Origin of the sequence: Rhodanobacter sp. DHG33 (genome assembly GCF_014843005.1) — a bacterium.
Lineage (GTDB): Bacteria > Pseudomonadota > Gammaproteobacteria > Xanthomonadales > Rhodanobacteraceae > Rhodanobacter_A.
Genome location: NZ_JACYXM010000002.1, coordinates 62569 through 88539 on the forward strand (window position 1 = coordinate 62569; position 25971 = coordinate 88539).

A 25971-nucleotide genomic window follows, 5' to 3' on the forward strand; every position below is an offset into this window, starting at 1 on the left:
GGATCGGACATGCGAAACGCGCGGCGCCACAAGCGCTACAAGCTGAAATCCGAGATCAACGTCGTTCCCTACATCGACGTGATGCTGGTGCTGCTCATCATTTTCATGGTGACCACGCCCATGCTGAACTCCAACGTGGACGTGAACCTGCCGCAGGCCAACGCCAAGGCGCTGCAGGGCAAAAAGGACTCGCTGGTCGTGCAGGTGGCGAAGGACGGCACGCTCGCCCTCATCATCGGCAACGGCAAACCGCAGCCGGTGGACGAGGCCGACCTGCAGACCAAGGTCAAGGCGTTCCGGGATGCCAACCAGGAACTCAGCGTGCTGGTGGCCGGCGACACCGCCGGCAACTACGGCGGCGTCTACAAGGTGCTGGCCGATCTCCAGCAGGCCGGCGTGGACAAGGTCGGCCTGATGAGTACGCCTGGCGAGGGTACCAGCCAGGGTCAGGGGTCCCATGGACGACCGTAAGGGCATCCCGCGGGCAGTAGCGCTGTCCGCGCTGCTGCATCTGGGCATCGTCGCGTTCCTGTTCCTCGCGGTGCTGCCCTGCACCAGCTACGAGAATTTCATCAACATGCTGGGTCTGCCGGCGTGGATGAATCCGATCACCTGTGCGCCCCCGTTGCAGCTCAAGGGGCCGGTGATCGAGGCCACCCTGATCGGACCCACCGGCAGCCCGCCGCCGAAGTCGGCCAAGGTGAAGCCTGTCCCCAACACCGTGCCGCCGCCGCCCTCGGTACCGCCGCCCCCGCCGCCGCCGGTGACCCAGCCCAAGGTCGCGCCGCTGCCGCCGCCGCCCGAGCATCCTGACGTCAAGGACCAGGAGCGCGTGGTCGAGCAGGGCGTGCAGCAGGCCGAGGAAAAGCAGCTGCAGGAAGAGAAGCAGCGCCAGCGCCAGGCCGAACTGGACGCGCAGGCCGCCAAGAAGAAGGAAGAGCTGAAGAAGGTCGACGAGATGCTGGCCCAGATGGACGCGGCCTCGGCGCAGACCAAGAAGCAGGACACCAAGGCGAAGCAGGCCAAGCAGCAGTTCGACGACCTCAAGAACGCCCAGGACGACGGCCTGCCCAACCTGCCCAATGCCGCACAGCGGCAGACCGGCAACAATGCGCAGAACAGCGACCTCACCAGCGAATATGCGGCCGCCATTCAGAATGCGGTCACGCCCAACTGGAGCCGGCCAGATAACATGCCGAGCGTTCCCTGCAAAGTGCATATCGTGCAAATGATCGGGGGCGACGTGATGAGCGCCACGGTCGATCCCAGCTGTCCCTACGACGAAGCAGGCCGCCGTTCGGTGGAGAATGCGATCCTGCGAACCAAGACCTTGCCGTACAAGGGTTTCGAGAGCGTGTTCCAGCGAAACCTGACTTTCACTTTCACGCCGCAGTGAAGAGCCTCATGCGCAAACACAGCTCGCTGTACGCCCTCATTCTGCTGTTCGTAACGGCGCTCTTCGCCGGTCCGGCGGCAGCCCAGTCCTCTGGTCTCGACATCCAGATCGTCGGCGGCGTGAAAACCGCCACCCCGATCGCCGTGGTGCCGTACGCGCAGCCCGGCATGGCGCCGCTGCCCACCGACGTGGCGGACGTGATCCGCGCCGATCTGAACCGCTGCGGCAAGTTCCGCGCACTGGCCAAGACCGACATCGTGGAGCTCCCGGCCAAGGGCTCGGACATCAACTTCGGCACCTGGCGCCTGCTCAAGCAGGACTACATCACGGTCGGCCACATCAGCGATGCCGGCAACGGCATGGTGCGCGTGGACTACGAACTGTGGGACGTGAACCGGCAGCAGAACCTGCTGGCGGGGTATTTCACGGCTCCAGCGGGCGACCTGCGCGGCGTGGCGCACCAGATCGCCGACGCGATCTACCAGAAGGTCACCGGCGTGCGCGGCGCGTTCTGGACTCGCATCGCCTACATCACCCAGACGGGCCTGGGCGACAACACCCACTACGCGCTGGTGGTGGCCGATTCGGACGGCTACAACCCGCAGGTGGTGGCGACCTCGCGCGAATCGCTGATGTCGCCGTCGTGGTCGCCGGACGGCAGGAAGATCGCCTACGTTTCCTTCGAAAGCGGCAACTCGCAGATCTACGTGCAGGACCTCACCACGGGCGCCCGCCAGCTGGTGGCATCGCACAAGAAGGGCATCAACGGTGCGCCGGCCTGGTCGCCGGATGGCAGCAAGCTGGCGCTGGCGCTGTCCTACACGGGGCACCTGCAGCTGTACGTGATGGACGTGGCTAGTCGTCACGAAACCCAGCTGACCCACGACACGGCCATCAACACCGAGCCGGTGTGGGCGCCGGACGGCCAGTCGATCTACTTCACCTCCGACCGTTCCGGCCGCCCGCAGATCTATCAGATTCCGGCCGGCGGCGGCACGCCCCAGCGCATCAGTTTCCAGGGTTCCTACAACTCGAACTCCAGCATCAGCTACGACAGCAAGGAACTGGCGATGGTGCAGGGCAACGGGAACGTGTATCGTATCGCGGTCATGGATCTTGGCCTGGGCGGACAGGTGCATTACCTTTCGCCGGGACCGCTGGATTTCGGCCCGAGTTGGGCACCGAATGCCAGCATGTTGTTGTACGGAGCCACTGAAGGCCCGCGCGGCGTGCTTTATGCCACTTCGTCCGACGGCATGGTGCGCCAGCGACTCGCACTCGCCAATGGCAGCGTGAGCGATCCTTCCTGGGGCCCATACCGGCAACAGCAGCAGTAAACTTCTACCGCCCGTTAGCGCGGAGCGGTCGATGCCGGGGATGGCCTGCGAAGGTCGCGCCCGGCGTGTTTTGCGACTGCAGCACCTTCGCGTGCCGGGGTCGGCCATTGATGGTAAGCATCACACGCCGTTGATCTTGCAATACCAAAAATCAACAACAGCCGGTCCACCGGCGAATTCGTCCCGTAACCCGTCCGTCACTGCATGTCGGATCTCACACACGTTTGAAGGAACGTCACCATGAATAAGACCGTTCGCGTCGCCCTGGTCGCCCTGCTCTGCGTTGGCGCGGCCGCCTGTTCCAAGAAGCAGCAGGTCAAGCCGCAGGCTCCGGCCAGCGAGCCCACCGCCCAGACCATGCCGTCCGACACCAGCGGCAAGTACCAGCTGGGCGACCTGGAGAAGGATGCCTGCCTGCGTCAGCGCGTCGTGTACTTCGATTTCGACAAGGACGAAATCAAGCCGGAGTTCCAGCAGATCATGGCTTGCCACGCCAAGTACCTGCAGGACCGCCCGATGGCGCAGATGCGCCTGGAAGGCAACACCGACGAGCGCGGCTCGAAGGAATACAACCTGGGCCTCGGCGAGCGCCGCGGCAACGCCGTGTCCAGCGCGCTGCAGGCCAATGGCGCTTCGGGCAGCCAGATCAGCGTGATCTCGTACGGCAAGGAAAAGCCGGTGTGCCGCGAGCACAACGAGGATTGCTGGAGCAAGAACCGTCGCGTCGAGATCGTCTACACGGCCGAGTAATCGATGCAACGACTGGCAAGCAAACTTGCAGCCAGGATCAGCATGGCGGGCGCAATCGCGTCCGCCATGCTTTTCGTGCTGCCGGCGTCCGCACAGGACTCGCGCCTGAGCCTCGCCGATCGCGTCTCCCTGCTCGAGCAGCAGGCGCAGAACAAGAACCAGAGCAGCACCGAGCTGGTCAACCAGCTGCAGCAGATGCAATCGCAGCTGCGCGACATGCAGGGCCAGATCGAAGATCTGCAGCACCAGCTGCAGCAGCTCCAGGACAAGAACAAGGCTCAATACACCGATCTCGACTCGCGCATGGAGCGCCTCGAGGCCGGCAACAAGGCAGGGGCAGCGCCGGCTTCGGCGGCCAGCGCACCTGCCGCCGCGGGTGCCGCCGCCGCTGGCGCTTCCAGTGCGGGGGCCGCCGCCGTAGGCAGCGCTTCGACGCAGGCTCCGGCCGCCAGCGCCGCCAAGCCGCTTTCGGCGGCCGACCAGGCCGCGATGCAGGCATCCTACGATGCCGCGTTCAAGACCTTGCGGGCTGGCGACTACGTCGGCGCCTCGCGCCAGTTCCGCGGTTTCATCGAGAAGTACCCGGACCAGCCGCTCACCTCGAACGCCTACTACTGGCTGGGTGAGACGTACTACGTCACCACCAACTACAAGGTGGCGCTGGAAGCATTCCAGCAGATGCTGAGCCGCTTCCCGCAGAGCGACAAGGCGCCCGACGCGCTGCTCAAGGTGGGCTACTGCCAGTACGAACTGAAGCAGGTAGCCGACGCCAGAGCCACGCTCGGCGCGGTGGTCAGCAAGTATCCCGCTTCCAAGGCGGCAGGCCTGGCGAAGGAGCGGCTGGGCCGCATCCAGCAGCAGCCCGGTTGAGATCGTGAGCGTGCGCGGTGCCACAACCAGCGCGGCCGATGCCGTGCCGTCCGCTGCTTCCGAGCGGCTGCGCATCACCGAAATCTTCCATTCGATCCAGGGCGAGGCCGATGCGATCGGCTGGCGCACCGTGTTCGTGCGCCTCACCGGCTGCCCGCTGCGCTGCACCTGGTGCGATACCACCTATTCGTTCCATGGCGGCGAATGGCACGCCATCGACGACATCCTTGCCGAGGTTGCCGGGCATGGCGCGCAGCATGTCTGCGTCACCGGCGGCGAGCCGCTGGCGCAGAAGCGCTGCCTGATCCTGCTGCAGCGTCTCTGCGACGCAGGTTACGAAGTCTCGCTGGAAACCTCCGGCGCGCTGGACGTCTCGACGGTGGACCCGCGCGTGCGCAAAGTGATGGATCTCAAGGCGCCGGATTCGGGCGAGAGCGCGCGCAACCTGTGGTCCAACCTCGATCACCTGCTGCCGCACGACCAGATCAAGATCGTGATCGCCAGCCGTGCCGACTACGAATGGGCGCGTGGCGTGGTGGCCGAACACGCCATCGACCGGCGCTGCATGGTGCTGTTCTCGCCGGTATGGGGCGCGGTCGAGCCGCGCGAACTGGCCGAATGGATCATCGACGACCGCTTGCCCGTGCGCTTCCAGCTGCAGTTGCACAAGCTGCTGTGGAACGACGCGAAGGGAAAATAGGGCGCGGCCGCGCCGCTGCGGACGCCCGGAAAATCCGCGCTGTGGCCTGTCTTGCCGCAAGCGTTTCTCCGGCCGGTGACCGGCTGTTCTGCAATGGATGAAACCCATGTCTGAAACTTCAATTCGCAAGGCCGTCGTGCTCGTCTCCGGCGGCATGGATTCGGCTGTCACCGTGGCCATCGCCCGTGAGCAGGGCTACCAGGTGCATGCGCTCAGCGTGGCCTACGGCCAGCGCCACAGTTCCGAGCTGGAGGCTTCCGAGCGGGTGTCGCGTTTGCTCGGCGCGGTCGAGCACAAGACCGTGCAGGTCGATTTGCGCAGCATCGGCGGCTCGGCACTCACCGCCGATATCGACGTGCCGCTGGACGACGACGAGCACGACGGCGACGGTCACATCCCGGCCACCTACGTGCCGGCGCGCAACACCATCATGCTGTCGATCGCGCTGGGCTGGGCCGAAGTGCTGGGTTCCACCGACATCTGGTGCGGCGTCAACGCGGTGGACTATTCGGGTTACCCGGATTGCCGTCCGGCCTTCATCGAGGCGTTCGAGACGCTGGCGAACGTGGCCACCAAGGCAGGCGTCGAGGGCGCAGGCATCCGCATCCACGCACCGTTGATGCGCATGAGCAAGGCCGACATCGCACGCGAAGGGCAGCGCCTTGGCGTGGATTTCTCCACCACGGTGAGTTGCTACCAGGCCGACGCCGAAGGCCGCGCCTGCGGCCATTGCGATGCCTGCCGCCTGCGCGCGCAGGGGTTCCGCGAGGCGGGGCTGCCCGACCCCACGCGCTACGTCTGAGGCGCTTTTTTGCTTGTGCGCATGCAGCGCAATCCCTAAAATCGCCAATCCACTTGCGTGACGGGTCGTTAGCTCAGTTGGTAGAGCACTGGACTTTTAATCCATTGGTCCCGGGTTCGAGTCCCGGACGACCCACCAAGTTCAAAGAGCGCCCGATGGGCGCTCTTTTCATTTGGAAAGTACGGCCATCCACAGCCGTACTTTCGATGCATGCGATCAGGGACGGCCGCAAAGCCTCAATGCGAACCGACGACCAGCGCAGTGAAATCCTTCACCGGGGCATGGCGCGGCGCAGGGGCTGCGGTGACCAGCCACACGCGATGGGTGGCCTGGTCCAGCGCCATGGTGCGCGCACCAGCCTGGGTGGGCACGTTCGCCACCACGCTGTAATGGTCGGCGTCGTCCTCGTGCACGATGGTCAGCGTGCCGTCGTGATTGGAGCTGTAGACCAGCCGGGTGGCAGGGTCGAAGCGGGCGGCATCCGGGCCGTCGCCGATGGCCACGGTGGCGACCTGATGGCCGTTGTCGGCATCGGTGACTGCCATCAGCTTGTTGTCGCAGACCGAGAACAGGCGTCGGGACTTCACATCGATGGCCAGGCCGCTGGGCGAATCGCAGGGTGCGAGCTTCCACACGGCATCGACCTTGTTCGTGCCGGTATCGATGCGCGCCAGCTCGCTCTTGTCTTCGATGTTGACGAACACGTGGCCGTGGCCGTCGCTGACCGCGAACTCGGGCTTGCCGGGCAGGGCGATGTCGGCGATGGCTTTGTCGCTGGCCGTGTCGATCACGCTGGCGTTGCCGCTGTGGCCGTTCATGGTCAGCATGTGGCCGCTGGCCGGATCGAACAGGATGCCGTCCGGGCCCTTACCGTCCACCGGGATGTCGCGCAGCGTCTTGAGTGTGTCGAGGTCGATCACGTGCACGCTGTTGGTGGTGCCGTCGCTCACGTAGCCGTGCCGCGACTTCTGCACCAGCGCGATGCCGTGGATGTGCTGCATGCCGGAAATCTCGCCGGCCAGCTTGCCGTCGCGCGTATCCACCACCATCACGCGGTCGTTGCGGGCGATCAGCAGATGATGGGAGACCGGGTCGATGGTCAGGTAGTCCCAGCCGCCGCTGCCGCCCAGCGGGTAGCGTTGCAGCACGGTGTAATCCGATGCGGCGGCGTGGGCCGTCGCGACGGTGCCGACGGCGAGTAACAGCAGCAAGGCAGGGGATTTCATGGAGGACTCCGGCAGGGTGGTGCGCACAAGCATGCCGCCGGGTGATTAGCGAACGCTGTGGGCGCCTACTCTTGCTTGTCCGGCGGCGGCGCCTGTCGTCGCCAGCGCTGGGTGAGGCGGCCGATCAGCAGCGGCAACAGGGCCAGCAGGGCCAGCGCCGCCATCGGCAGCAGCACCGATCGGTGCAACAGCAGCCCGGCATTGAGGGCGCCGTCGCTGTCCAGCGCACTGCCCAGCCCTGCGCCAATGGAATTCTCGAATACCAGCGACACGGTGCCGCCCAGCCAGCTCGCCCCCAGGAATAGCCATAGCGGGCAACGCAGCCAGGCCAGGCCCACGGTGACCGCGCCGAACGGCATCACCGGCACGAAACGCAGGAAAAGCGTGTAGGTCACCGGATGGCGTTCGAAGCCGTGATGCAGCTTCGCGGCGAATGGCGGCGGTTCGCGCGTGCCCGTGCCGAAGGCGTAGCGGCTGGCCAGGTACAGGATCAGCGAACCGAGGGTGAGGCCGGCCGACGAGCACAGCGTGCCGTCGAGCACACCGAAGGCGAAGCCGCCGGCGAGGATGATGATCACGGTGCCGGGAATGCCGGTAGCCATCGCCAGCGTGAGCAGGCCGATGTAGGTCAGCCGGCTCAGCCATGGGTACTCGGCGATATGCGCGCGTACCTGCTGCTGGTGGGCGATCAGGTGCTGCGGGCCGAGGCGGTCGAGCGTGCCGGAGAGGTAAAGCACGATACCTGCGATGAGCAGCAGGATCAGCGGCAGCGCGGCGCGCAGGCGTTTCAATACGATGCGCCGCGTGCGCCGTAGGCGGCGAGGACGTCGCGCGCTTCGTCGCGCCGGATGTCGCGGCGCACGGCGATGCCGCGGCGGGAAAGCTCGCCGATCCAGTCGGCAGGGAGCGGGCCTTCGTCGAACTCGGTGAGTTGCTCCACGTCCTCGGCGCGCGCGCCGATCAGCAACTCGTCGACACCGGCCCACACCGTGGCGCCGAAGCACTGGCAGCACGGCTGCGCGCTGGTGGCCAGCGCGTAGCGGCCGCCGCCGGCATTGATGCGGAAGCTGGCGAGGCGCTGCTGCGCGCTCATGTAGGCCATCATTTCGGCATGCGCCACCGAGCAGGTCTGCGGCACCACGCGGTTCACGCCCACCGACACCACGCGGCCTTCCGCGTTGAACAGCGCGGCGCCGAACGGGCCGCCTTCGCCGTGCTCGATGTTGCGGCGGGCCAGCGCGATGGCAAGGCCCACGCGCTCCTCGTCGCTGACATAGGGGCGGCTGTCGTCGACCATCTCTGCGACCCAGGGCGGCAGGGTGAGGTGGATTTGCATCGGCAGGAACATGGTGCCTCAGCCTTGTTTCGACCAGGTGTCACGCAGGGTCACCACGCGGTTGAACACCGGCGCATCGGCGCGATGGTCGACGCGGTCGGCCACGAAATAGCCCAGTCGCTCGAACTGGTAGCGCTGTTCCGGCTCCGCCTGTGCCGCGGCGGGCTCGACCCAGCCCCGTACCACGTACTTGGCCTCGGGATTGATGTGCGCGGTCCACGGCTGGCCGTCGTCTTCGGCATCCGGCGCGGGCACGTTGAACAGGCGGTCGTAGATGCGCACCTCGGCGGCCGCCGCGTGCGGCGCGCTGACCCAGTGGATGGTGCCCTTCACCTTGCGATCGGCGCCGGGCAGGCCCGCGCGCGATTCGGGATCGAGCGTGCAGCGCAGTTCCGCGATGTTGCCGGCGGCGTCCTTCAGCACTTCGTCGCACTTCACGATGCCGACGCCGCGCAGGCGCACTTCGCTGCCGGGCACCAGGCGCTTCCAGCCCTTGGGCGGCACTTCGGCGAAGTCCTCGCGCTCGATCCACAGCTCGCGCGCGAACGGCACCTGGCGCGTGCCGAAGCTCTCGTCCTTGGGATGGTTCGCGAAAGTCAGCGTTTCCGCGTGGCCTTCCGGCAGGTTGGTGATGACGAGCTTGAGCGGATCGAGCACGGCCATGCGGCGCGGTGCGCCGGCGTCCAGATCCTCGCGGATGCAGTTCTCGAGGATGGCGTAGTCGATCACGCTGTTCTGCTTGGAGATGCCCACGCGCTCGATCAGCAGGCGCAGGCCGGCGGGCGTGAAGCCGCGGCGGCGCATGCCGCGCAGGGTGTTCATGCGCGGATCGTCCCAGCCGTCGACGAAGCCCTCGGCGACGAGTTGCGCGAGCTTGCGCTTGCTGGTGATGCAGTAGCTGAGGTTGAGGCGCGAGAACTCGATCTGGCGCGGCTTGGCCGGCTTGGCCTCGAGGCCGGCGGCGACCACCGACTGCCACAGCTCCGGATGGTTCGGCAGATCCACCTTGTCCACGCACCAGTCGTAGAGCGGGCGATGGTCCTCGAACTCCAGCGTGCACAGCGAATGCGTGATGCCTTCCATCGCGTCGGACAGCGCGTGCGCGAAGTCGTACATCGGGTAGATCGGCCACGCGTCGCCGGTGTTCTGGTGGACGACCTTGCGGATGCGGTACAGCGCCGGGTCGCGCAGGTTGATGTTGCCCGACGCCATGTCGATCTTGGCGCGCAGCGTGCGGCTGCCGTCGGCGAACTCGCCCGCGCGCATGCGCTGGAACAGGTCGAGGTTCTCCGCGACGCTGCGGTCGCGGTAGGGCGAGTTGCGACCCGGCGCGGTCAGCGTGCCGCGGTACTCGCGCATCTCGTCGGCGCTGAGGTCGTCCACGTAGGCCACGCCGTCCGCGATCAGCTTGAGCGCGGCGCGGTAGAACACGTCGAAGTAGTCCGAGGCGTGGCGCAGGTCGTGCCACTCGAAGCCCAGCCAGCGCACGTCGTCCTTGATGCCCTGCACGAACTCCGGGTCTTCCTTGCCGGGATTGGTGTCGTCCAGGCGCAGGTTGCACCAGCCGCCGAATTCGCGGGCGATGCCGAAAGACAGGCAGATCGCCTTGGCATGGCCGATGTGCAGGTAGCCGTTCGGCTCCGGCGGAAAGCGGGTGTGGATGGCGGCGTGCTTGCCCGAGCCCAGGTCCTCGCGGACGATCTGGCGGATGAAATCGCGCGGGCCGTCGGCCGTCGTGGCGGCGGTGGACTCGGCGGGGCTGGGCGTGCTCGACATGCAACGGCTCGTGGGGTGGCAAGGGAATCCGCAAAGTTTACCCTGTCCCCGGTGGCCGTCGCAGGCTTGCCGTGGGGGCGCGGCGGGGCTAGCGTGCAGCCATGCATACCGTTTACCGGGCCGAAAACCTGTTCGATGCGCACCTGGTGAAGGATGCGCTGGAGCACGCGCAGATCCCCGCCTTCATCGCCGGCGAATACCTCACCGGCGGCGTGGGCCAGTTGCCGGCGTTGGATTATCTGGCGGTGATGGTGCCCGACTCCGGCGTGGAAGCTGCCGAAGGCATCGTGCGCGAAGTCGAAGCACAGCTGGCCGAGGCGCGCGAGGCGCTGCGCGAATGGGACGAGGATCCCGGCATGCCGCTGGGCCAGCCCTGCTGACCGTGAAGGACACGATGCACTCGATCGAAGCGCTGATACGCGCCGTACCGGATTTCCCCAAGCCTGGCGTGCTGTTCCGCGACGTCACGCCACTGCTGGCCGATGCGCGGGGTTTTGCGGACTGCATCGCCGCATTGGCTGAGCCATGGCGCGCTACCGGCGTACAGGCGGTGTGCGGGATCGAGGCGCGCGGCTTCATCTTTGGCTCCGGGCTGGCCCAGACGCTGGGTGCCGGCTTCGTGCCGCTGCGCAAGCCGGGCAAGCTGCCGCCGCCGATAGTGTCGGTGGAGTACCTGTTGGAATACGGCAGCGACCGTCTCGAGGCGCGCAGCGATGCGCTGCGTCCCGGCACGCGTGTGTTGCTGGCGGACGATGTGCTGGCTACCGGCGGCACGCTCGCCGCGGCGCAGGCGCTGGTAGCGCGTTTCGGCGCGGAGATAGTGGGTGCATCGGTGCTGATCGAGCTGGAGGCGTTGCGAGGCCGGACACGCTGGACCGGCGGCCAGCCCTTGCATGCCCTGTTGCGATACTGACCGCCAGGCACGATGACGCGTGGCAGCGAATCATGATCGGCATCGCTGCCACGCGGAGTTATCGGGGCGCGCGGAATCGCCTGGGCCAAGGCGGTGTCCCCACCAGCCGCGTTTGCCACTCCGCTGCTTCGTGTCGCGGATGAGCATGGGCGAGACGCGTTGAAACGACCGCATGCTATTGCGTGCTGGGCGATGCCGGAGCGGCGTGCGCTGCAGATGAATCGACCGAGGTGACATAGAACAGTTCGCAGGCGCCATCGCCCGTGTCGTCACGCGTGAGCGAGGTGCGCCAGTGCCAGCCGTCCGGCCGGTCGGCATCCACGAGGAAACCATCGAGCGCCACCACCTGGCCCACGCGCACGCGTGCCAGTTCGCGACGCACGCCGACGTCGGCGGGGATCAGGTGCATGTTGGCGCTGTGCGTCTCGATTTCGCGGCGCGGTATCGGGAACTGCTGCACGTGCCAGTAGTAGAAGCGGCCGGATTGCGAGATGTCGACATCTTTCAGCACGCTGCTGTCGGACATGCGGCCCCAGCCCAGCGCGAAGTCCTCCGGCACCAGCGCCGCGCCGACGTCGAAGTGGTAATGCTCGGTGGACAGCACACGCGCCACGAGGTCGAATTTCGCGCGTGGCGTGAGCGTGAAGTCGCCGAAGCGGATCGGTTGCATCGGCTCGTCCAGCGCCGTCTGCACGGGATCGTCCGGCGCCAGCTCGCCCGGCCCCGGGTGCAGCGGCCGCGCGTGCCACCACGACCAGCCGCCCCAGAGCGCAAGCAGGATGGCAGCGATGAGCCAAGGGCGGCGCATTCAGCGAGGCTGCCGGGTGCGCATCGTGGCCGTCATGCGGATGCGGAACGCTTTGCACCAGTGGCTGGCGCGACGACATCGCGCGGATCGAGCAGCCCCTTCGGCAGGTCGCGGAGCACGCCGGCGAGCTGCTTGAGGAAACCGCCCATGGCCGAACTCTTGCGCCACAGCATCGCGATGCGCCGGCTGGGCGGGTGGCTGCCGCGGAATTCGATCAGCCGCACGTTGGGCGCCTGCGCCACCGGCGGTTTCACCGCGAGGGTGGGCAGCAGGGTGATGCCGACTTCGGCGGCCACCATCTGGCGCAGGGTTTCCAGGCTGGTGGCGCGGAAGCCGCTTTTCTCGCCGGCGCCGGCGAGCTGGCAGACTTCCAGTGCCTGGTCGCGCAGGCAGTGGCCGTCTTCCAGCAGCAACAGGCTCTGGTCGCCGAGGTCGGTCAGCTTCAGCGAAGGCCGTTTGGCCAGCGGATGCGATTGCGGCACGGCGAGCAGGAAGGGTTCTTCGAACAGGAATTCCGCGTGCAGGCTTTCGTCATGCATCGGCAGTGCGAGGATGCCGGCGTCGAGGCGGCCTTCGCGCAGGCGGCGCAGCACCTCTTCGGTTTTTTCCTCCACCAGCAGCAGTTCCAGCCGCGGAAAGCGTTCGCGCACCCGCGGCACCACGTGCGGCAACAGGTAAGGGCCGAGGGTTGGGAAGATGCCCAGTCGCACCGTACCGGATTCGGGGTCCAGCGTGCGCCGCGCGATGCCCCGGATCTGTTCCACCTCGTTGAGTACGTCGCGCGCGCGCGCGGCGATTTCGCGGCCCACGTCGGTGAGCAGCACCTTGCGCGGCGTGCGTTCCACCAGCGCCACGCCGAGCTCTTCCTCCAGCTTCTTGATCTGCGTGGACAGCGTGGGCTGGCTGACGAAGCAGGCTTCCGCCGCGCGGCCGAAATGGCGCTGCTCGGCGAGTGCCACCAGGTAGTGAAGGTCGCGCAGGTTCATGGCAGGCTCTCGTCATAGACGTTGGCTATGGAATTAGATGTTAGCCATTGATCCGTCTGGCGCAAGCAAGGCGCCGCGCATGCCTTATGGCACTGTGTGGAAAGTCATGCCGGACCTAGCGTGCAGGGTTACTTCAACCCATGGAGAACCCGCCATGCGCCGTCACATCCGTCCTTTCCTGTTCACCGCGCTGGCTGCCAGCTGCAGCATGGCCTTCGCCGCATCCACCGACCAGGCGCCCACGGGCCGCCTGCCGTCGTGGGCCGTGCCGCAGTCCTACCAGATCGCCTTCAAGGTGGACCCGGCGCAGGCCGATTTCTCCGGCACCACCACGATCAAGGTGAAGCTCACCCAGGCTTCCGACCATGTGTGGCTGGACGGCGCCGAGCTGAAGGTGTCGAAGGTGACGGTGACGGACGCGGCGGGCAAGAGCCGCGACGCCAAGTACGTGGAAGCCGATCCCAAGGCCGGCGTGGCGCGCGTCGATTTCGGCGGCACGCTGCCGGCCGGCGAGATCACGCTGCAGTTCGACTACACCGCGCCGCTCAATGCGCAGCTGCAGGGCCTCTACAAGGTCACCGCCAAGGGCCAGCCCTACGCGATGACGCAGATGGAGCCGATCAGCGCGCGCTTCGCCTTCCCGAGCTTCGACGAGCCGGGCTTCAAGACGCCGTTCGACATCTCCATCACTCTGCCCGAGAAGGACGTGGCGGTGGCGAACACGCAGCAGGTCAGCGAAAAGGCCGCCGGCCAGGGCTGGAAGACGGTGACCTTCGCGCAGACGCTGCCGCTGCCCACCTATCTGGTGGCCTTTGCCGTCGGTCCGTGGGACATCACGCCGACCGCGGAAATCTCGCCCGATGCCTACCGCAGCAAGCCGCTGCCGCTGCGCGGCATCGCTTCCGCGGGCGAGGCGCACCGCATGAGCCACGTGATCTCCGAAACGCCGAGCATCATCCACGCGCTGGAGAACTACTACGGCTTCGGCTATCCGTGGGACAAGCTGGACGTGCTCGCGGCACCGGACTTCGCCGCCGGCGCGATGGAGAACGCCGGCCTGGTCACCTTCCGCGACTGGCTGCTGCTGCTCGACAAGGATTCGCCGGCGCGCAACGTGCGCGGCTCGTTCAACGTCACCGCGCACGAGCTGGCCCATCAGTGGACCGGCGACACCGTGACGCTGGCCTGGTGGAACGACATCTGGCTCAACGAGGCCTTCGCCACCTGGATGCAGGAGAAGGTCACCGAGGAAGTGCACCCCGAATACCGCGCCGACCTCGACCGCGTGCGTGGCGCGCAGGGCGCGATGGCCAACGACAGCCTGGTCAGCGCGCGCAAGATCCGCCAGCCGATCACCGGCAACGGCGACATCATGACCGCCTTCGACGGCATCACCTACCAGAAGGGTGCCTCGGTGATCGGCATGTTCGAGAACTACGTGGGCGAGCAGACCTTCCAGAAGGGCATGCACGCTTACATCGAGGCGCACAAGTTCGGCAACGCGACCGCGGACGACCTGGTCAACGCCATCGCCACCGCCGCGGGCAAGGGCGACGACTTCAAGCATGCGTTCAAGAGCTTCCTCGACCAGTCCGGCGTGCCCTACGTGCAGACCGCGCTGGAGCAGAAGAACGGTCAGACCGTGCTGACGCTGAAGCAGAGCCGCTATCTGCCGCTGGGCAGCCATGGCGACAGCCAGCGCATCTGGGGCATCCCGGTGTGCGTGCGCTACGGCACCGCCGACGGCAGCAAGGTGGCCTGCGAGATGCTCGACAAGGCCACGGGCTCGGTGGCGCTGCCCGGCGCCAGCAACCCCACCTGGGTGATGCCGAACGCGAACGCCGCCGGCTATTACCGCTTCAGCCTGGGCAAGAATGAATTGGCCGCGCTGACCAAGGAAGTCGCCAAGCTCAGCGACACCGAGCAGCTGGCCTATGCCGACGCGATCCACGCCAGCTTCGAGCACGGCGACCTCGATGCCGGCCAGGCGCTGGCCGCGCTCCAACCGCTCACGGCATCCAAGACCAGCCAGGTGTCCACCGCCCCGCTGGGCCAGGTCAGCTGGATCTACCACCACGTGGCCAAGACGGATGCCCAGCGCGCGCGCATCGCCGACTGGGTGAAGGCCGCCTACCTGCCCAAGCTCGAAGCACTGGGTTACCAGCGCAAGGCCGGCGAGTCGGACGACGATTCCCTGCTGCGCAGCACCCTGGCCAGCGAGCTTGGCCTCGACTACAAGCTGCCCGAAGTGCGTGCGGAACTGCTCAAGCAGGGCGAAGCCGCGCTGCAGAAGGGTGCGGATGGCCGCCTGAATCTCACTGCGGCCAACCCCGACCTGCTCGGCGAGGCGCTGGGCGTGGCCGTGCAGACGCAGGGCAAGAGCGCGGTGGATGCGCTGATCGCCGAACTGCCGCAGACCAGCGATCCGGCGCTGCGCAACGGCATCCTGGGCGGTCTCGCCAGCGTCGACGATCCCGCGCTTGCGGAGCAGGTGCGCGACTTCGCGATCAGCAAGCCGGTGAAGGTGGGCGAGATGGCCTCGCTGCTGCGTTCGGGCCGCGACACGCCGGCCCAGCGCGACGCGATGTGGACGTGGTTCACCGGCCACTACCCGCAGATCCTCGGGCGCACCGGCAGCTTCGCCGGCGGCGCGTTGCCGATGCTGGCGGGAGCAGGCGGTTGCTCCACTGGTGAAGCGCAGCGCTTGCAGTCGTTCTTCAAGCCGCGCATGAACGATGCCGCAGGCATCTCGCGCGGCCTGGCGCAGACCTCCGAGTCCATCGAGCTGTGCGCGGCGCTGGCCGCCAAGCAGAGCCCGGCCTCGATCACGCGCTGACCGGTCCGCGGCGTGACCGCGACAAGCCCCGCCGCGGCGGGGCTTGTCGTTTTAAGGCTTATGGCTGTCGTAGCATGGCCATCCAATCAACCCACCGACATCGTCTACAGGGGGACGCATGATCGAGCTGGAAATCCAGGCGCTCGCGTTGCAACGCGAGGGCCTGCTCATCGAGGTCGGCCGTCTGGCCGGCACCTGCGGCTACACCCTCGTGCGGCAACGCCAGGTGCAGGACCCGCACGGTACTTTGCTCACCATGGTCGTGCGCGGCTCGTGGTTCAAGAAGCGCGCGCTGCGGACGGTGTTGGCGACGTGCGATCGCCTCGTCAGCTTCGAGCTGTACCCGGTCGTCGAAGGCCAGCAGCGCGAGCATTTCGCCGCCACGAACAAGACCGTTTCCAACTACGTGCCGCCGCCGGCGCCGCCGCCCGAGCCGGTCGAGGAAGCCGTCGGGGAAGCGGTCGAGGAAGTGGCTGTCGCCAGCGTCGAGGAAACTGCGCCCGCACCCGTGCCCACGGTGCAGGCACCCGTGCCCGCACCGGCGGAATCGTTCGAGGCATTCCTCGTGGTCCATGCGCCCGCACCGGCGCCCGCGCCAGCGGAGCCTCCGCCCGAACCCTATGTGGAAGTAGTCGCGCTGGAGGCGGATGCCGCGGCCGTGGACAAGACGCTGGCCTCGCTGGAATACGACTACCCGCGCATCGTGCCCAGCCTGCTGGCGCTGGCTCGCAAGGTCGACGAAGGCGCGCGCGAATCCTCGCTGCGGCTCGCCGGTCAACGCGTCGGGGCGTGGCTGCACGCGCGCGAATACGCCATGGATACCGGCTTGCCGCTGGATGCCGCCATGGCTTCCATCGGTGCGCCCGCATTGCATGCCTTTGCCGAGGTGGATCTGCAGGTCGACCAGTTGCATATCCGCCAGAGCCCGTTGTGCCAGGACGAGGGCCATTCCGGCTGCAGTTTCTACAGCGGATTCATCGAAGGTTTGCTCAGTCCTGCGATCGCGCCACGCGGCCTGTCGATTTTCCCCGTCTGCTGCCGCAGCTTCGGGGCCGACCATTGCGTGTTGGCCGTGTCGGAGTGAACTTGTACCGGTAAGGCATCGCGTAGACTGCGCCCATGCCTACCGTCCACCACCTGCTTCGCGAAGCCGAGCTGCGTCTCGGCGGCGGGGTCGATGCCGGAATACTGCTGCTGCATGTGCTCGGCCAGCCACGCAGCTGGCTGTTCGCGCACGGCAGCGATGCGGTGGACAGGGACACTCAGGCGGCTTTCGAGGCGCTGGTCGAACGCCGCGCGGCGGGCGAGCCGGTGGCCTACCTCACGGGCCGTCGCGGCTTCTGGACGCTGGATCTGGAAGTGACGCCGGCCACGTTGATTCCGCGTCCGGAAACCGAGTTGCTGGTGGAGCTCGCACTGGATCGGCTGCCGCGCGACACGGCGGACCGCGTAGCCGATCTCGGCACCGGCAGCGGCGCGCTCGCCTTGGCGATCGCCAGCGAGCGCTCGCTGGCGCACATCGTCGCCACCGACGCGAGTGCCGAGGCGCTGGCGGTTGCGCAGCGCAATGCGCAGCGACTCGACCTTGCGAATGTGCGTTTCCTCCATGGCGACTGGTTGGCGCCTCTGAAAGGCGAACGCTTCGCGCTGATCGTTTCCAACCCGCCTTACATCGAAGCGGCCGACCCGCATCTCGCACAAGGCGACCTGCGTTTCGAGCCGGCTTCGGCCCTGGCCTCCGGGGCCGATGGGCTCGACGACATCCGCCGCATCGTTGCCGATGCGCGCGCTTGTCTCGAACCTGGCGGCTGGCTGTTGTTCGAGCATGGTTGGAACCAGGGCGATGCCGCACGCGTCCTGCTGGGCAATGCAGGCTACGCGCAGGTATTCACCGCACGGGATCTGGAGGCGCGCGACCGCGTGAGCGGCGGCTGCTGGCAATCCGCATGAACGAAAGCGCCCCGCGAAGGCGGGGCGCTTTCGATGCAAGGCGAGATTGATTCAGCGTGCGCTGGCGACGCTTGCTTCCCCGGTCTGCGGAAACCGCGCAAGGATCGCGCGGCGGATGCTGGGCAGGTCGAGACCGGCCATGCTGAGCACTTCCTCGCGGCTGCCGTGTTCCAGATAGACGTCCGGCAGGCCGAGGTGGAGGATGGGTTTGACGATGCCGTGCGCGGCGAGGCATTCGGCCACGGCGGAACCCGCGCCGCCGGCGACGGCATTGTCTTCCAGCGTGACGAAGGCGTCGTGGGTCCTGGCGAGCTCCAGGATCAATGCTTCGTCCAACGGCTTCACGAAGCGCATGTTGACCAGGGTGGCGCCCAGTTCGGCGGCAATTTCCGTGGCCGGCGAGAGCATCGCGCCGAAGCTCAGCAGGGCGAGGCCGTGGCCGCGGCGGCGCAGTTCCGCCTTGCCGATCGGCAGGGTGTCGAGCTGTGGCTGCACGGCGATGCCGGGGCCGGTGCCGCGCGGGTAGCGGATCGCGGCAGGACCGGTGTACTGGAAGCCGGTGCTCAGCATCATGCGGCATTCGTTCTCGTCGGCCGGCGCCATGATCACCATGTTCGGCAGGCAGCGCAGATAGGAGAGATCGAAGCTGCCCGCATGCGTGGCGCCGTCGGGACCGACCACGCCGGCGCGGTCGATGGCGAAGGTGACGTCGAGGTTCTGCAGCGCCACGTCGTGGATGGCCTGGTCGTAGGCGCGCTGCAGGAAAGTGGAGTAGATCGCCACCACCGGCTTGGCGCCTTCGCAGGCCATGCCCGCGGCCAGCGTCACGGCGTGCTGCTCGGCGATCGCCACGTCGAAATAGCGCTCGGGGTATTCCTTCGAGAAGCGCACCAGGCCCGAGCCTTCGCGCATCGCGGGCGTGATGCCCAGCAGGCGTTCGTCCGCGGCGGCCTGGTCGCACAGCCAGTCGCTGAAGATGTCGGTGTAGGTGGGCTTGGCCGGTGCATTCTTCTTCACCAGGCCGGCCTGCGGATCGAACGGGCCCACCGCGTGGTATTCGATCTGCGCCTGTTCCGCGGGGGCGTAGCCCTTGCCCTTGGTGGTGACCACGTGCAGCAGCTGCGGACCGGACAGGTTCTTCACCGTGCGCAGTGCAGCCAGCAGTTGCGGGATGTTGTGGCCGTCGATCGGGCCGGTGTAGTGGAAGCCCAGTTCCTCGAACAGCGTGGAGGGCACGAACATGCCCTTGGCGTGTTCCTCCCAGCGCTTGAAGAAGCGGCCGGCGAACGACTGCTTGGGGATCGCGCGCTTGGCGCGTTCGCGCATGGCATTGAGCCGGCGGCTGGCCAGCGCGCGCGACATCATCTTGGTCATCGCGCCCACGTTCTCGCTGATCGACATGCCGTTGTCGTTGAACACCACCAGCATGTCGGGTTCCACGTCGCCGCCGTGGTTGAGCGCCTCGAACGCCATGCCGGCCGTCATCGCGCCGTCGCCGATCACGGCCACGAACTTGCGCGGATCGCCCTTGCGCTGCGCGGCGATGGCCATGCCCAGCGCGGCGGAAATCGAAGTGGACGAATGGCCTACGCCGAAGGTGTCGTATTCGCTTTCCTCGCGGCGCGGGAACGGCGCGAGGCCGTCCTTCTTCTTGATCGTGGTGATGCGGCCGCGGCGGCCGGTGAGGATCTTGTGCGGGTAGCACTGGTGGCCCACGTCCCATACCAGGCGGTCGGTGGGCGTGTCGAACACGTGGTGCAGCGCCACGGTCAGTTCCACCACGCCCAGGCCCGCGCCGAAGTGGCCGCCGGAGCTGGCCACCGCCTCGATCAGGTACTGGCGCAGCTCGTCGGCGACGGCCGGCAGTTCCTCGTCGGGAACGCGGCGCAGATCGGCCGGCGACTCGATGGCCGCCAGGTGGGGGTAGCGTGCAGGATCTTTCATCCGCCTATTGTTGGCCCGACGGCGGGGCAGGGCAAGGGCGAAGGCCTGGCCCCGAGGTGGCGGTTCAGCTCATCGCCCGCCGCCGATCACGCGGCAGGTGGCTGACCAGGAAGTCCATCTGGTCGCTCAGGATGTTGCGGTTGGAGAGGATCAGGTGCTCCACCCAGCTCGGCCGGTAGGGCACGGCCAGCAGCGGCATGTGGGCCTGCTGCGGGGTGCGGTTGCTCTTCCTGAGGTTGCAGGCCACGCAGGCGCAGACCACGTTCTCCCATTCGTCGCGGCCGCCCTTGGATACCGGCTGCACGTGGTCGCGGGTCAGTTCGCCGCGGCTGAAATGCTGGCCGCAGTACAGGCACAGGTGGCGGTCGCGGGCGAACAGTGCGGTGTTGGTGAGCGCCGGCGCGGGATCGACCGCGTGTTCCTGGCAATGGCCGGTGCTGGCGATGATGGGGTGCAGGTCGAGCTGGCTCTGCACGCCCAGCGCGCGGTTGTGGCCGCCGTGCACGGTGAGGCAGGGGTCGCCCAGTGTCCACGCCACCGCGTCGCGCACGTAGAGGCACGCGGCGTCCTGCCAGCTGATCCAGTCAAGGATGCGACCGGCGGCGTCCAGCGACAGCACACGGGTCGAATTCAGGTCGGCCCGGTTGGCGACTTCCCTCAGCATGCGGTTCGTCCTTCCTCGCGAGAAAGAGCGTGCAACCATGCAACGGTGCTCGGATGCGCCGCAGCATAGAACAGATTCATGACAAAACACATGCGAAAGGCTTTGCGCTCAAGCAGATAGCCCAGGCTCCAGGGGGTTCGCGGGCAGGCCCGAGCGCTGATATAGTGGTCGTTCATCTGTAGACCCGACGCCGGGTTTGGGAGGGGAAGCCGCTAGTGGCAGCCCCGGCACGGCGGGGCAGAGGTAAAGACGTGGCTGAAGTTCTTTTCTACGAGCGCCCTGTGCCGCTCAACCGTACCGCCCACAAGGATCTGCGCCTGAAGCCGATCCCGAACATGAAGTTCGCGCTGGACGTCCATTCCGTGCCGCTCACCGGCGTGGAATTCGGTCTGGCCGCGCGCGACATGCCCATCGTGTTCGCCGGCAACGACATGGCCTCGGCCGGTCCGGTGGCCTTGCTGGGCCTGCGCCAGAACGAGAACCTGTTCGTGAACGTTGACGGCCAGTGGCGAGAGGACGCCTACGTCCCGGCCTTCGTGCGCCGCTACCCGTTCGTGCTGGCCGAAAAGCCGGTCGGCCAGGAAGGCGATGACTTCGCCGTGTTCCTCGACGAAGGTTACGAGGGCTTCAACACCGACGAAGGCGACCGCCTGTTCAACGAAGACGGTACCGACACCGAAATGCTGTCCCGCGCCGTGGGCTTCCTCGGCGAGTTCCAGCAGCACGTGGCGCGTACCCGCTGGTTCATGGACCAGCTGCGCAAGCACGACCTGCTGGAGCCGCGCAACATCAGCATGCGCAAGGGCACGCCGGACGGCCAGGGCGGCAACGTCATCAACCTCAACGGCCTGTACGTGGTCAACGAGGAAAAGCTGCGCCAGCTCGACGAAAAGACCGCGCAGGAATTCCTGCGCGAAGGCGTCGCCGGCTGGATCTATGCCCACCTGATCTCGATGAACAACCTCGACCGCCTCGGCCAGCGCCTGGGCGAGCGCGAGGAAGGCGAGACGGGCGCGGTCCGCAACTGAAGTCGTCCGGGCGCTTACGCCTGGATTGAAAGCGCCGCGACGGGTGACTGTCGCGGCGCTTTTTTATTCCCGGCTTGACTGCCGCCGCCGGAGTTCCGGCGGCCCCATCGCGGGTGAGGCGCCGGAAGGCGTCCCGAGGAAATGCCGGCCGTGTCTCCGGCTCAGCTCAGGTTGTACGCCCGCTCCTCGTGCTCGGCGAGATCCAGACCCATCTGCTCCTGTTCCGCGTCCACGCGCAGGCCCAGCGTGCGGTCGAGCAGCTTCAGTATCGCGAAGCTCAGCAGCGCGCTCCACACGATGGTGAAGCCCACGCCCTTGGCCTGTACCCACAACTGCAGCAGCGGCGACGTCACGGTGCCGAAGCCGCCGAGCGCGCGGGCGGCGAACGGGCCGGTGAGCAGAGCGCCGACGATGCCGGCGATGGCATGCACGCCGAACACGTCCAGCGTGTCGTCGTAGCCCAGCCGGTGCTTGAGCCGGGTGGCGGTGAAGAAGCAGATGCCGCCGGCGGCGAGGCCGATCAGCAGCGCGCCGCCCGGACCGCAGGTGCCGGCGGCAGGTGTCACGGCGACCAGTCCGGCCACCGCGCCGGAGGCGATGCCCAGCACGCTGGCGCGCTTGTGGATGGCCCATTCCACCGCTGTCCAGCCGATGGCGGCGGCGGCGGCGGCGATCTGCGTCACCAGCATCGCCATGCCGGCGCTGCCGTTGGCGGCCACGGCGGAACCGGCGTTGAAGCCGAACCAGCCCAGCCACAGCAGGCTGGCGCCGATCACGGTGTAGCCGAGGTTGTGCGGCGGCATGTGCGTATGCGGCCAGCCGCGGCGCTTGCCGATCACCAGGCAGGCGACCAGGCCGGCGATGCCGGCGTTGATGTGCACCACGGTGCCGCCGGCGAAATCGAGCACGCCCATGTCGCCCAGCAGCGAGCCGGGGCCGCTCCACACCATGTGCGCCATCGGCAGATAGACGAGGGTGAGCCACAGGGCGCTGAACCACAGCATGGCGCTGAACTTCATGCGCTCGGCGAAGGCGCCGATGATGAGCACCGGGGTGATCACGGCGAAGGTGAGCTGGAACATCACGAACACGCTTTCCGGCACGGTCTGGTAGCGCGTGTCGGGCGTGAGCCCGGCCAGCATCGCGCGGTCCAGTCCGCCGATGACGGAATGCCAGTTCGTGGCGCCGGCCTGCATACCCGTCGTGCTGAAGGCCAGCGAATAGCCGTAGAGCACCCAAAGCACAGTGACCAGAGCGGTGATGGCAAGACACTGCATCATCACCGAGAGCAGGTTCTTGGCGCGCACCATGCCGCCGTAGAACAGCGCGGCACCGGGTATGGTCATCATCAGCACCAGCATGGACGCAGTGAGCATCCAGGCCGTGTCGCCGCTGTCCGCGTGCGGCGCGCCCTGGGCGAAGGCGGGGGCGGCGAACAGGCCGGCCGCACATAGCGCGACGAGCAGGCGAACTTGCCGCTTTCCGGATCCCGTCGCCCCAATCCCGAACGCCTGCTTCTCAAAGCGCATCATCGTCCACCTCCTGCGTGCGGATGCGGATCGCCTGTTCCAGCGGGCGCACGAAGATCTTGCCGTCGCCCACCTTGCCGGTGCGCGCGGCGCCGGCGATGGCCTCGATCACGCGGTCGAGCTGCGTGTCGCTCACCGCCACCTCGATCTTGAGCTTGGGCAGGAAATCCACCACGTATTCGGCGCCCCGATACAGCTCGGTGTGGCCGTGCTGGCGGCCGAAGCCCTTGACCTCGGTGACGGTCATGCCGTGCACCCCGGTTTCGGCCAGCGCTTCGCGCACTTCGTCCAGTTTGAACGGCTTGATGATGGCGGTGATCCAGTACATGCAGCAGCTCCGCGGCGGGTCCGCCTTGTGCTCAGCAGGATGCGTGCCAGCGCGGTGCCCCGCATCGCATGGCCATTTGGACGGCCAAACGTCGCGTTTTCAGGCGAAGCTGGTGCAGCCCGTGCCCGCTGTTGGTGCAACGGCCGCGTTTGACCGGATCGCGCATAATCAGTACCATTTTGGTCTGGATTTGGACCTTTACTTCCCCGCGCCCCAGTCATGCTTCGTGTCAGCCGACTCACGGATTACGCCGCAGTGGTGATGACCTGCATCGCCGCGCATTCGGACGACGTGCTGAGCACGGCGCAGATCGCCGACGAGACGCACCTGGAACTGCCCACGGTGAGCAAGCTGCTGAAGTCGCTGGGCCATGCCGGGCTGGTGGAATCCTTCCGCGGCGTCAACGGCGGCTACCGGCTGGCGCGGCCGGCCGGCGCCATCACGCTGGCCGAGATCGTCGAGGCGATGGAAGGACCCATCGGCATGACCGAATGCGGCGTCGTTGCGGAAGGCCACTGTGGGCGCGAGGCGCAGTGTGGCGTGCGTGGCAGCTGGCAGCGCATCAGCAGCGTGCTCGACAACGCGCTGCGCGCGGTGAGTCTGGCCGACATGCTGCGCCCGGCGCCGCGTCGCCACGAAGTGATGGTCGACATCAGCACCCTGAAAGGCAGGACCACGGCATGAGCAGCGAATCCACCGACACCGCCACCACCGCGTTGCGCGACAACGCCGAGGTCGCCGAGGCGCTGGGCCGCAACTACAGCGCCGGCTTCGTCACCGAGATCGAGATGACCGGCCTGCCGCCGGGGCTGGACGAGGAGACGATCCGCCAGCTTTCCGCGATCAAGCGCGAGCCGGAGTGGATGACCGAGTGGCGTCTCGCCGCGTACCGCCACTGGCTGACCATGCCGCAGCCCGACTGGGCGAAGCTCAAGATCGACCCGATCGACTACCAGGCGCTGAGCTACTACGCCGCGCCCAAGGCCAAGCCGAAGTCGCTGGACGAGGTCGATCCCGCGCTGCTGGAAACCTACGAGAAGCTGGGCGTGCCGCTGCACGAGCGCGCCGCGCTGGCCGGCGTGGCGGTGGACGCCGTGTTCGATTCCGTGTCGGTGGGCACCACCTTCCGCAAGAAGCTGGCCGAGGCCGGCGTGATCTTCTGCTCGATGAGCGAGGCGATACGCGAGTACCCGGAGCTGGTGCAGCAGTATCTCGGCAGCGTGGTGCCCACGGGCGACAATTTCTTCGCCGCGCTGAATTCGGCGGTGTTCTCCGACGGCAGCTTCGTGTTCATCCCCAAGGGCGTGCGCTGCCCGATGGAGCTGTCCACCTACTTCCGCATCAACGCGCAGAACACCGGTCAGTTCGAACGCACGCTGATCGTCGCCGAGGAAGGCTCGCATGTCTCCTACCTCGAAGGCTGCACCGCGCCCAAGCGCGACGAGAACCAACTGCATGCCGCGGTGGTGGAGCTGGTCGCGCTGGAGAAGGCGCAGATCAAGTACTCCACCGTGCAGAACTGGTACCCCGGCGACGAGAACGGCGTCGGCGGCATCTACAACTTCGTGACCAAGCGCGGCGACTGCCGCGGCGCGGATTCCAAGATCAGCTGGACGCAGGTGGAAACCGGTTCGGCGATCACCTGGAAGTACCCCAGCGTGGTGCTGCGCGGCGACCGCTCGGTGGGCGAATTCCATTCGGTGGCGCTCACCCATCACCGCCAGCAGGCCGACACCGGCACCAAGATGATCCACATCGGCCGCGACACCAAGTCGAAGATCGTCTCCAAGGGCATCAGCGCCGGCCGCAGCAGCAACAGCTATCGCGGCCTGGTGAAGGTGGAGAAGGGCGCCGAGGGTGCGCGCAACTACACGCAGTGCGATTCGCTCTTGATCGGCAAGCAGTGCGGCGCGCATACCTTCCCGTACATGGAAGTGAAGAACCCCAGCGCCATCGTCGAGCACGAGGCCACCACCTCGAAGATCTCCGACGACCAGCTGTTCTACTGTCGCAGCCGCGGCATCGGCGAGGAAGACGCCGTGTCGCTGATCGTGGACGGCTTCTGCAAGCAGGTGTTCCGCGAACTGCCGATGGAATTCGCGGTAGAGGCGAAGAAGCTGCTCGAAGTCTCGCTGGAAGGGGCGGTGGGATGAGCGTCGCCCGCAGCGCGCACTGGGACACGGTGTACCGCGAGAAGCCGGAGGGCCAGACCAGCTGGTTCCGCCCGCATCTCGACGAGTCGCTGCGCCTGATCGATGCGCTGGAAACGCCGCGCGACGAGCCGGTGCTGGACGTGGGCGGCGGCCGTTCCACTCTGGTCGACGATCTGCTGGCGCGCGGTTACACGGACATCAGCGTGCTCGATATCTCGGCCGTCGCCATGGCCGAATCGAAGCAGCGGCTCGGCGCGCGGGCGCATTCGGTGCATTGGCTGGTTGGCGATGTCCTTGACCTGGCCTTGCCTGCAGCGCATGTCGCGTTGTGGCACGACCGCGCGGTATTCCATTTCCTCACCGATGCCGACGAACGCGCGCGTTACGTCGCGGCTGCGATGCATGCGGTGAAGGCGGGTGGCCACCTGATCGTCGGCACGTTCGCAGCCGATGGTCCGGAGCGTTGCAGCGGTCTTGCCGTGGCGCGCTACGACACGTCCGCGCTGGCCGCCATTTTCGCGCCGGGCTTCCGGCGGGTTTCCCACAGCCGCGACGTGCATCGCACGCCGTCCGGCAACGAACAGGCTTTCACCTACGTCGTGCTGCAGCGCTGCGGCGATGGCGAGGTCGCATGACTTT

The 25971-nt window shown here is 67.1% G+C and carries 26 protein-coding genes and 1 tRNA gene; 17 read left to right on the forward strand and 10 right to left on the reverse strand.

Annotation, left to right across the window (positions count from 1 at the left end):
* Nucleotides 1-9 precede the first annotated feature (9 nt).
* From tolR to IHE46_RS03230, 8 genes are all read left to right on the forward strand, one after another.
* Nucleotides 10-471, forward strand: coding sequence for a protein TolR (gene tolR / locus IHE46_RS03195; RefSeq protein WP_192163191.1), 462 nt, complete (start codon nt 10-12; stop codon nt 469-471).
* Nucleotides 458-1396, forward strand: coding sequence for a cell envelope integrity protein TolA (locus IHE46_RS03200; protein ID WP_192163192.1), 939 nt, complete (start codon nt 458-460; stop codon nt 1394-1396). Before tolR ends, IHE46_RS03200 begins: the two co-directional genes overlap by 14 nt.
* An 8-nt stretch (nt 1397-1404) precedes the next feature.
* Nucleotides 1405-2733 (forward strand): Tol-Pal system beta propeller repeat protein TolB, encoded by a 1329-nt coding sequence (gene tolB, locus IHE46_RS03205; protein ID WP_192163193.1) that lies wholly within the window; start codon nt 1405-1407, stop codon nt 2731-2733.
* Nucleotides 2734-2973: 240 nt separating this feature from the next.
* Nucleotides 2974-3483, forward strand: a complete 510-nt coding sequence (gene pal, locus IHE46_RS03210; RefSeq protein ID WP_192163194.1) for a peptidoglycan-associated lipoprotein Pal — start codon at nt 2974-2976, stop codon at nt 3481-3483.
* A 42-nt stretch (nt 3484-3525) separates the two neighbouring features.
* Nucleotides 3526-4353, forward strand: coding sequence for a tol-pal system protein YbgF (gene ybgF, locus IHE46_RS03215; RefSeq protein WP_192163195.1), 828 nt, complete (start codon nt 3526-3528; stop codon nt 4351-4353).
* Nucleotides 4354-4363: 10 nt separating this feature from the next.
* Nucleotides 4364-5053, forward strand: coding sequence for a 7-carboxy-7-deazaguanine synthase QueE (queE, locus tag IHE46_RS03220; RefSeq protein ID WP_343229993.1), 690 nt, complete (start codon nt 4364-4366; stop codon nt 5051-5053).
* 106 nt (nt 5054-5159) lie between these two features.
* Nucleotides 5160-5855: a 7-cyano-7-deazaguanine synthase QueC gene (gene queC, locus IHE46_RS03225; protein ID WP_192163196.1), complete on the forward strand. Its 696-nt coding sequence runs from the start codon at nt 5160-5162 to the stop codon at nt 5853-5855.
* A gap of 62 nt (nt 5856-5917) precedes the next feature.
* A tRNA-Lys gene (locus IHE46_RS03230) sits at nt 5918-5993 on the forward strand.
* Between the two features lie 98 nt (nt 5994-6091).
* Here the strand turns inward: IHE46_RS03230 and IHE46_RS03235 are convergent.
* The 4 genes from IHE46_RS03235 to IHE46_RS03250 form a co-directional block, all read right to left on the reverse strand.
* Entirely contained in the window at nt 6092-7081 is a 990-nt protein-coding gene (locus IHE46_RS03235; RefSeq protein ID WP_225562779.1) for a YncE family protein, read from the reverse strand.
* Nucleotides 7082-7146: 65 nt separating this feature from the next.
* Entirely contained in the window at nt 7147-7872 is a 726-nt protein-coding gene (locus IHE46_RS03240) for a VTT domain-containing protein (RefSeq protein ID WP_192163197.1), read from the reverse strand.
* Nucleotides 7869-8429: a nucleoside deaminase gene (locus IHE46_RS03245; RefSeq protein ID WP_192163198.1), complete on the reverse strand. Its 561-nt coding sequence runs from the start codon at nt 8427-8429 to the stop codon at nt 7869-7871. The genes IHE46_RS03240 and IHE46_RS03245 overlap by 4 nt, the downstream gene beginning before the upstream one ends.
* Nucleotides 8430-8435: 6 nt before the next feature.
* Nucleotides 8436-10193 (reverse strand): glutamine--tRNA ligase/YqeY domain fusion protein, encoded by a 1758-nt coding sequence (locus IHE46_RS03250; protein WP_192163199.1) that lies wholly within the window; start codon nt 10191-10193, stop codon nt 8436-8438.
* Nucleotides 10194-10294: 101 nt separating this feature from the next.
* On the opposite strand from IHE46_RS03250, the gene IHE46_RS03255 reads away from it, so the two are divergent.
* Nucleotides 10295-10573 carry a DUF2007 domain-containing protein gene (locus IHE46_RS03255; protein WP_192163200.1) on the forward strand — a complete coding sequence of 93 codons (279 nt, stop codon included), beginning with the start codon at nt 10295-10297 and terminating at the stop codon, nt 10571-10573.
* 14 nt (nt 10574-10587) lie between these two features.
* A complete protein-coding gene (locus IHE46_RS03260) occupies nt 10588-11106 on the forward strand; it encodes an adenine phosphoribosyltransferase (protein ID WP_192163201.1) in 519 nt (172 codons plus the stop codon).
* Nucleotides 11107-11281: 175 nt separating this feature from the next.
* Here IHE46_RS03260 and IHE46_RS03265 read toward each other — a convergent pair whose 3' ends face one another.
* Together IHE46_RS03265 and IHE46_RS03270 are read right to left on the reverse strand one after the other, a co-directional pair.
* The gene (locus tag IHE46_RS03265) at nt 11282-11914 is read right to left on the reverse strand and encodes a hypothetical protein (protein WP_192163202.1); all 633 of its coding nucleotides are present in this window, start codon (nt 11912-11914) and stop codon (nt 11282-11284) included.
* 32 nt (nt 11915-11946) lie between these two features.
* On the reverse strand, nt 11947-12900 hold the full coding sequence (locus tag IHE46_RS03270; RefSeq protein ID WP_192163203.1) for a LysR substrate-binding domain-containing protein: 954 nt from the start codon (nt 12898-12900) through the stop codon (nt 11947-11949).
* Nucleotides 12901-13054: 154 nt separating this feature from the next.
* Between IHE46_RS03270 and IHE46_RS03275 the strand changes: the two genes are divergently transcribed.
* The 3 genes from IHE46_RS03275 (at nt 13055) to prmC (ending at nt 17686) form a co-directional block, all read left to right on the forward strand.
* Nucleotides 13055-15736, forward strand: a complete 2682-nt coding sequence (locus IHE46_RS03275; RefSeq protein ID WP_192163204.1) for a M1 family metallopeptidase — start codon at nt 13055-13057, stop codon at nt 15734-15736.
* Nucleotides 15737-15854: 118 nt separating this feature from the next.
* Complete coding sequence (locus IHE46_RS03280) at nt 15855-16820, forward strand: hypothetical protein (RefSeq protein WP_192163205.1); 966 nt, start codon at nt 15855-15857, stop codon at nt 16818-16820.
* A gap of 35 nt (nt 16821-16855) precedes the next feature.
* On the forward strand, nt 16856-17686 hold the full coding sequence (prmC, locus tag IHE46_RS03285; RefSeq protein WP_192163206.1) for a peptide chain release factor N(5)-glutamine methyltransferase: 831 nt from the start codon (nt 16856-16858) through the stop codon (nt 17684-17686).
* A gap of 51 nt (nt 17687-17737) precedes the next feature.
* Here prmC and dxs read toward each other — a convergent pair whose 3' ends face one another.
* Nucleotides 17738-19630, reverse strand: a complete 1893-nt coding sequence (gene dxs, locus IHE46_RS03290) for a 1-deoxy-D-xylulose-5-phosphate synthase (RefSeq protein ID WP_192163207.1) — start codon at nt 19628-19630, stop codon at nt 17738-17740.
* Between the two features lie 64 nt (nt 19631-19694).
* Entirely contained in the window at nt 19695-20294 is a 600-nt protein-coding gene (locus IHE46_RS03295; protein ID WP_192163208.1) for an HNH endonuclease, read from the reverse strand.
* A 251-nt stretch (nt 20295-20545) separates the two neighbouring features.
* Between IHE46_RS03295 and IHE46_RS03300 the strand changes: the two genes are divergently transcribed.
* Entirely contained in the window at nt 20546-21322 is a 777-nt protein-coding gene (locus IHE46_RS03300) for a SapC family protein (RefSeq protein ID WP_192163209.1), read from the forward strand.
* Between the two features lie 161 nt (nt 21323-21483).
* Here the strand turns inward: IHE46_RS03300 and IHE46_RS03305 are convergent, their stop codons facing one another.
* Together IHE46_RS03305 and IHE46_RS03310 are read right to left on the reverse strand one after the other, a co-directional pair.
* Nucleotides 21484-22851, reverse strand: coding sequence for an ammonium transporter (locus tag IHE46_RS03305; protein ID WP_192163742.1), 1368 nt, complete (start codon nt 22849-22851; stop codon nt 21484-21486).
* Nucleotides 22841-23179, reverse strand: coding sequence for a P-II family nitrogen regulator (locus tag IHE46_RS03310; protein ID WP_192163210.1), 339 nt, complete (start codon nt 23177-23179; stop codon nt 22841-22843). The genes IHE46_RS03305 and IHE46_RS03310 overlap by 11 nt, the downstream gene beginning before the upstream one ends.
* Nucleotides 23180-23398: 219 nt before the next feature.
* Here IHE46_RS03310 and IHE46_RS03315 point away from each other — a divergent pair, with 219 nt between their 5' ends.
* Genes IHE46_RS03315 through IHE46_RS03325 form a run of 3 tightly spaced genes read left to right on the forward strand, consistent with a single transcriptional unit; the run spans nt 23399 to nt 25967 of the window.
* Nucleotides 23399-23863: an SUF system Fe-S cluster assembly regulator gene (locus IHE46_RS03315; protein ID WP_192163211.1), complete on the forward strand. Its 465-nt coding sequence runs from the start codon at nt 23399-23401 to the stop codon at nt 23861-23863.
* On the forward strand, nt 23860-25332 hold the full coding sequence (gene sufB, locus IHE46_RS03320; protein ID WP_192163212.1) for a Fe-S cluster assembly protein SufB: 1473 nt from the start codon (nt 23860-23862) through the stop codon (nt 25330-25332). The genes IHE46_RS03315 and sufB overlap by 4 nt, the downstream gene beginning before the upstream one ends.
* Nucleotides 25329-25967, forward strand: coding sequence for a class I SAM-dependent methyltransferase (locus IHE46_RS03325; RefSeq protein ID WP_192163213.1), 639 nt, complete (start codon nt 25329-25331; stop codon nt 25965-25967). The genes sufB and IHE46_RS03325 overlap by 4 nt, the downstream gene beginning before the upstream one ends.
* Nucleotides 25968-25971 lie beyond the last annotated feature (4 nt).

Coding starts and splice junctions, on each gene's coding strand:
- IHE46_RS03245 (WP_192163198.1), bottom strand. CDS start 8,429: ATGTTCCTGCCGATGCAAATCCACCTCACCCTGCCGCCCTGGGTCGCA.
- sufB (WP_192163212.1), top strand. CDS start 23,860: ATGAGCAGCGAATCCACCGACACCGCCACCACCGCGTTGCGCGACAAC.
- IHE46_RS03280 (WP_192163205.1), top strand. CDS start 15,855: ATGATCGAGCTGGAAATCCAGGCGCTCGCGTTGCAACGCGAGGGCCTG.
- IHE46_RS03295 (WP_192163208.1), bottom strand. CDS start 20,294: ATGCTGAGGGAAGTCGCCAACCGGGCCGACCTGAATTCGACCCGTGTG.
- IHE46_RS03305 (WP_192163742.1), bottom strand. CDS start 22,851: ATGCGCTTTGAGAAGCAGGCGTTCGGGATTGGGGCGACGGGATCCGGA.
- IHE46_RS03200 (WP_192163192.1), top strand. CDS start 458: ATGGACGACCGTAAGGGCATCCCGCGGGCAGTAGCGCTGTCCGCGCTG.
- ybgF (WP_192163195.1), top strand. CDS start 3,526: ATGGCGGGCGCAATCGCGTCCGCCATGCTTTTCGTGCTGCCGGCGTCC.
- pal (WP_192163194.1), top strand. CDS start 2,974: ATGAATAAGACCGTTCGCGTCGCCCTGGTCGCCCTGCTCTGCGTTGGC.
- IHE46_RS03310 (WP_192163210.1), bottom strand. CDS start 23,179: ATGTACTGGATCACCGCCATCATCAAGCCGTTCAAACTGGACGAAGTG.
- IHE46_RS03250 (WP_192163199.1), bottom strand. CDS start 10,193: ATGTCGAGCACGCCCAGCCCCGCCGAGTCCACCGCCGCCACGACGGCC.
- IHE46_RS03260 (WP_192163201.1), top strand. CDS start 10,588: ATGCACTCGATCGAAGCGCTGATACGCGCCGTACCGGATTTCCCCAAG.
- dxs (WP_192163207.1), bottom strand. CDS start 19,630: ATGAAAGATCCTGCACGCTACCCCCACCTGGCGGCCATCGAGTCGCCG.
- queC (WP_192163196.1), top strand. CDS start 5,160: ATGTCTGAAACTTCAATTCGCAAGGCCGTCGTGCTCGTCTCCGGCGGC.
- tolR (WP_192163191.1), top strand. CDS start 10: ATGCGAAACGCGCGGCGCCACAAGCGCTACAAGCTGAAATCCGAGATC.
- IHE46_RS03235 (WP_225562779.1), bottom strand. CDS start 7,081: ATGAAATCCCCTGCCTTGCTGCTGTTACTCGCCGTCGGCACCGTCGCG.
- IHE46_RS03270 (WP_192163203.1), bottom strand. CDS start 12,900: ATGAACCTGCGCGACCTTCACTACCTGGTGGCACTCGCCGAGCAGCGC.
- IHE46_RS03275 (WP_192163204.1), top strand. CDS start 13,055: ATGCGCCGTCACATCCGTCCTTTCCTGTTCACCGCGCTGGCTGCCAGC.
- prmC (WP_192163206.1), top strand. CDS start 16,856: ATGCCTACCGTCCACCACCTGCTTCGCGAAGCCGAGCTGCGTCTCGGC.
- IHE46_RS03325 (WP_192163213.1), top strand. CDS start 25,329: ATGAGCGTCGCCCGCAGCGCGCACTGGGACACGGTGTACCGCGAGAAG.
- IHE46_RS03315 (WP_192163211.1), top strand. CDS start 23,399: ATGCTTCGTGTCAGCCGACTCACGGATTACGCCGCAGTGGTGATGACC.
- IHE46_RS03255 (WP_192163200.1), top strand. CDS start 10,295: ATGCATACCGTTTACCGGGCCGAAAACCTGTTCGATGCGCACCTGGTG.
- tolB (WP_192163193.1), top strand. CDS start 1,405: ATGCGCAAACACAGCTCGCTGTACGCCCTCATTCTGCTGTTCGTAACG.
- IHE46_RS03265 (WP_192163202.1), bottom strand. CDS start 11,914: ATGCGCCGCCCTTGGCTCATCGCTGCCATCCTGCTTGCGCTCTGGGGC.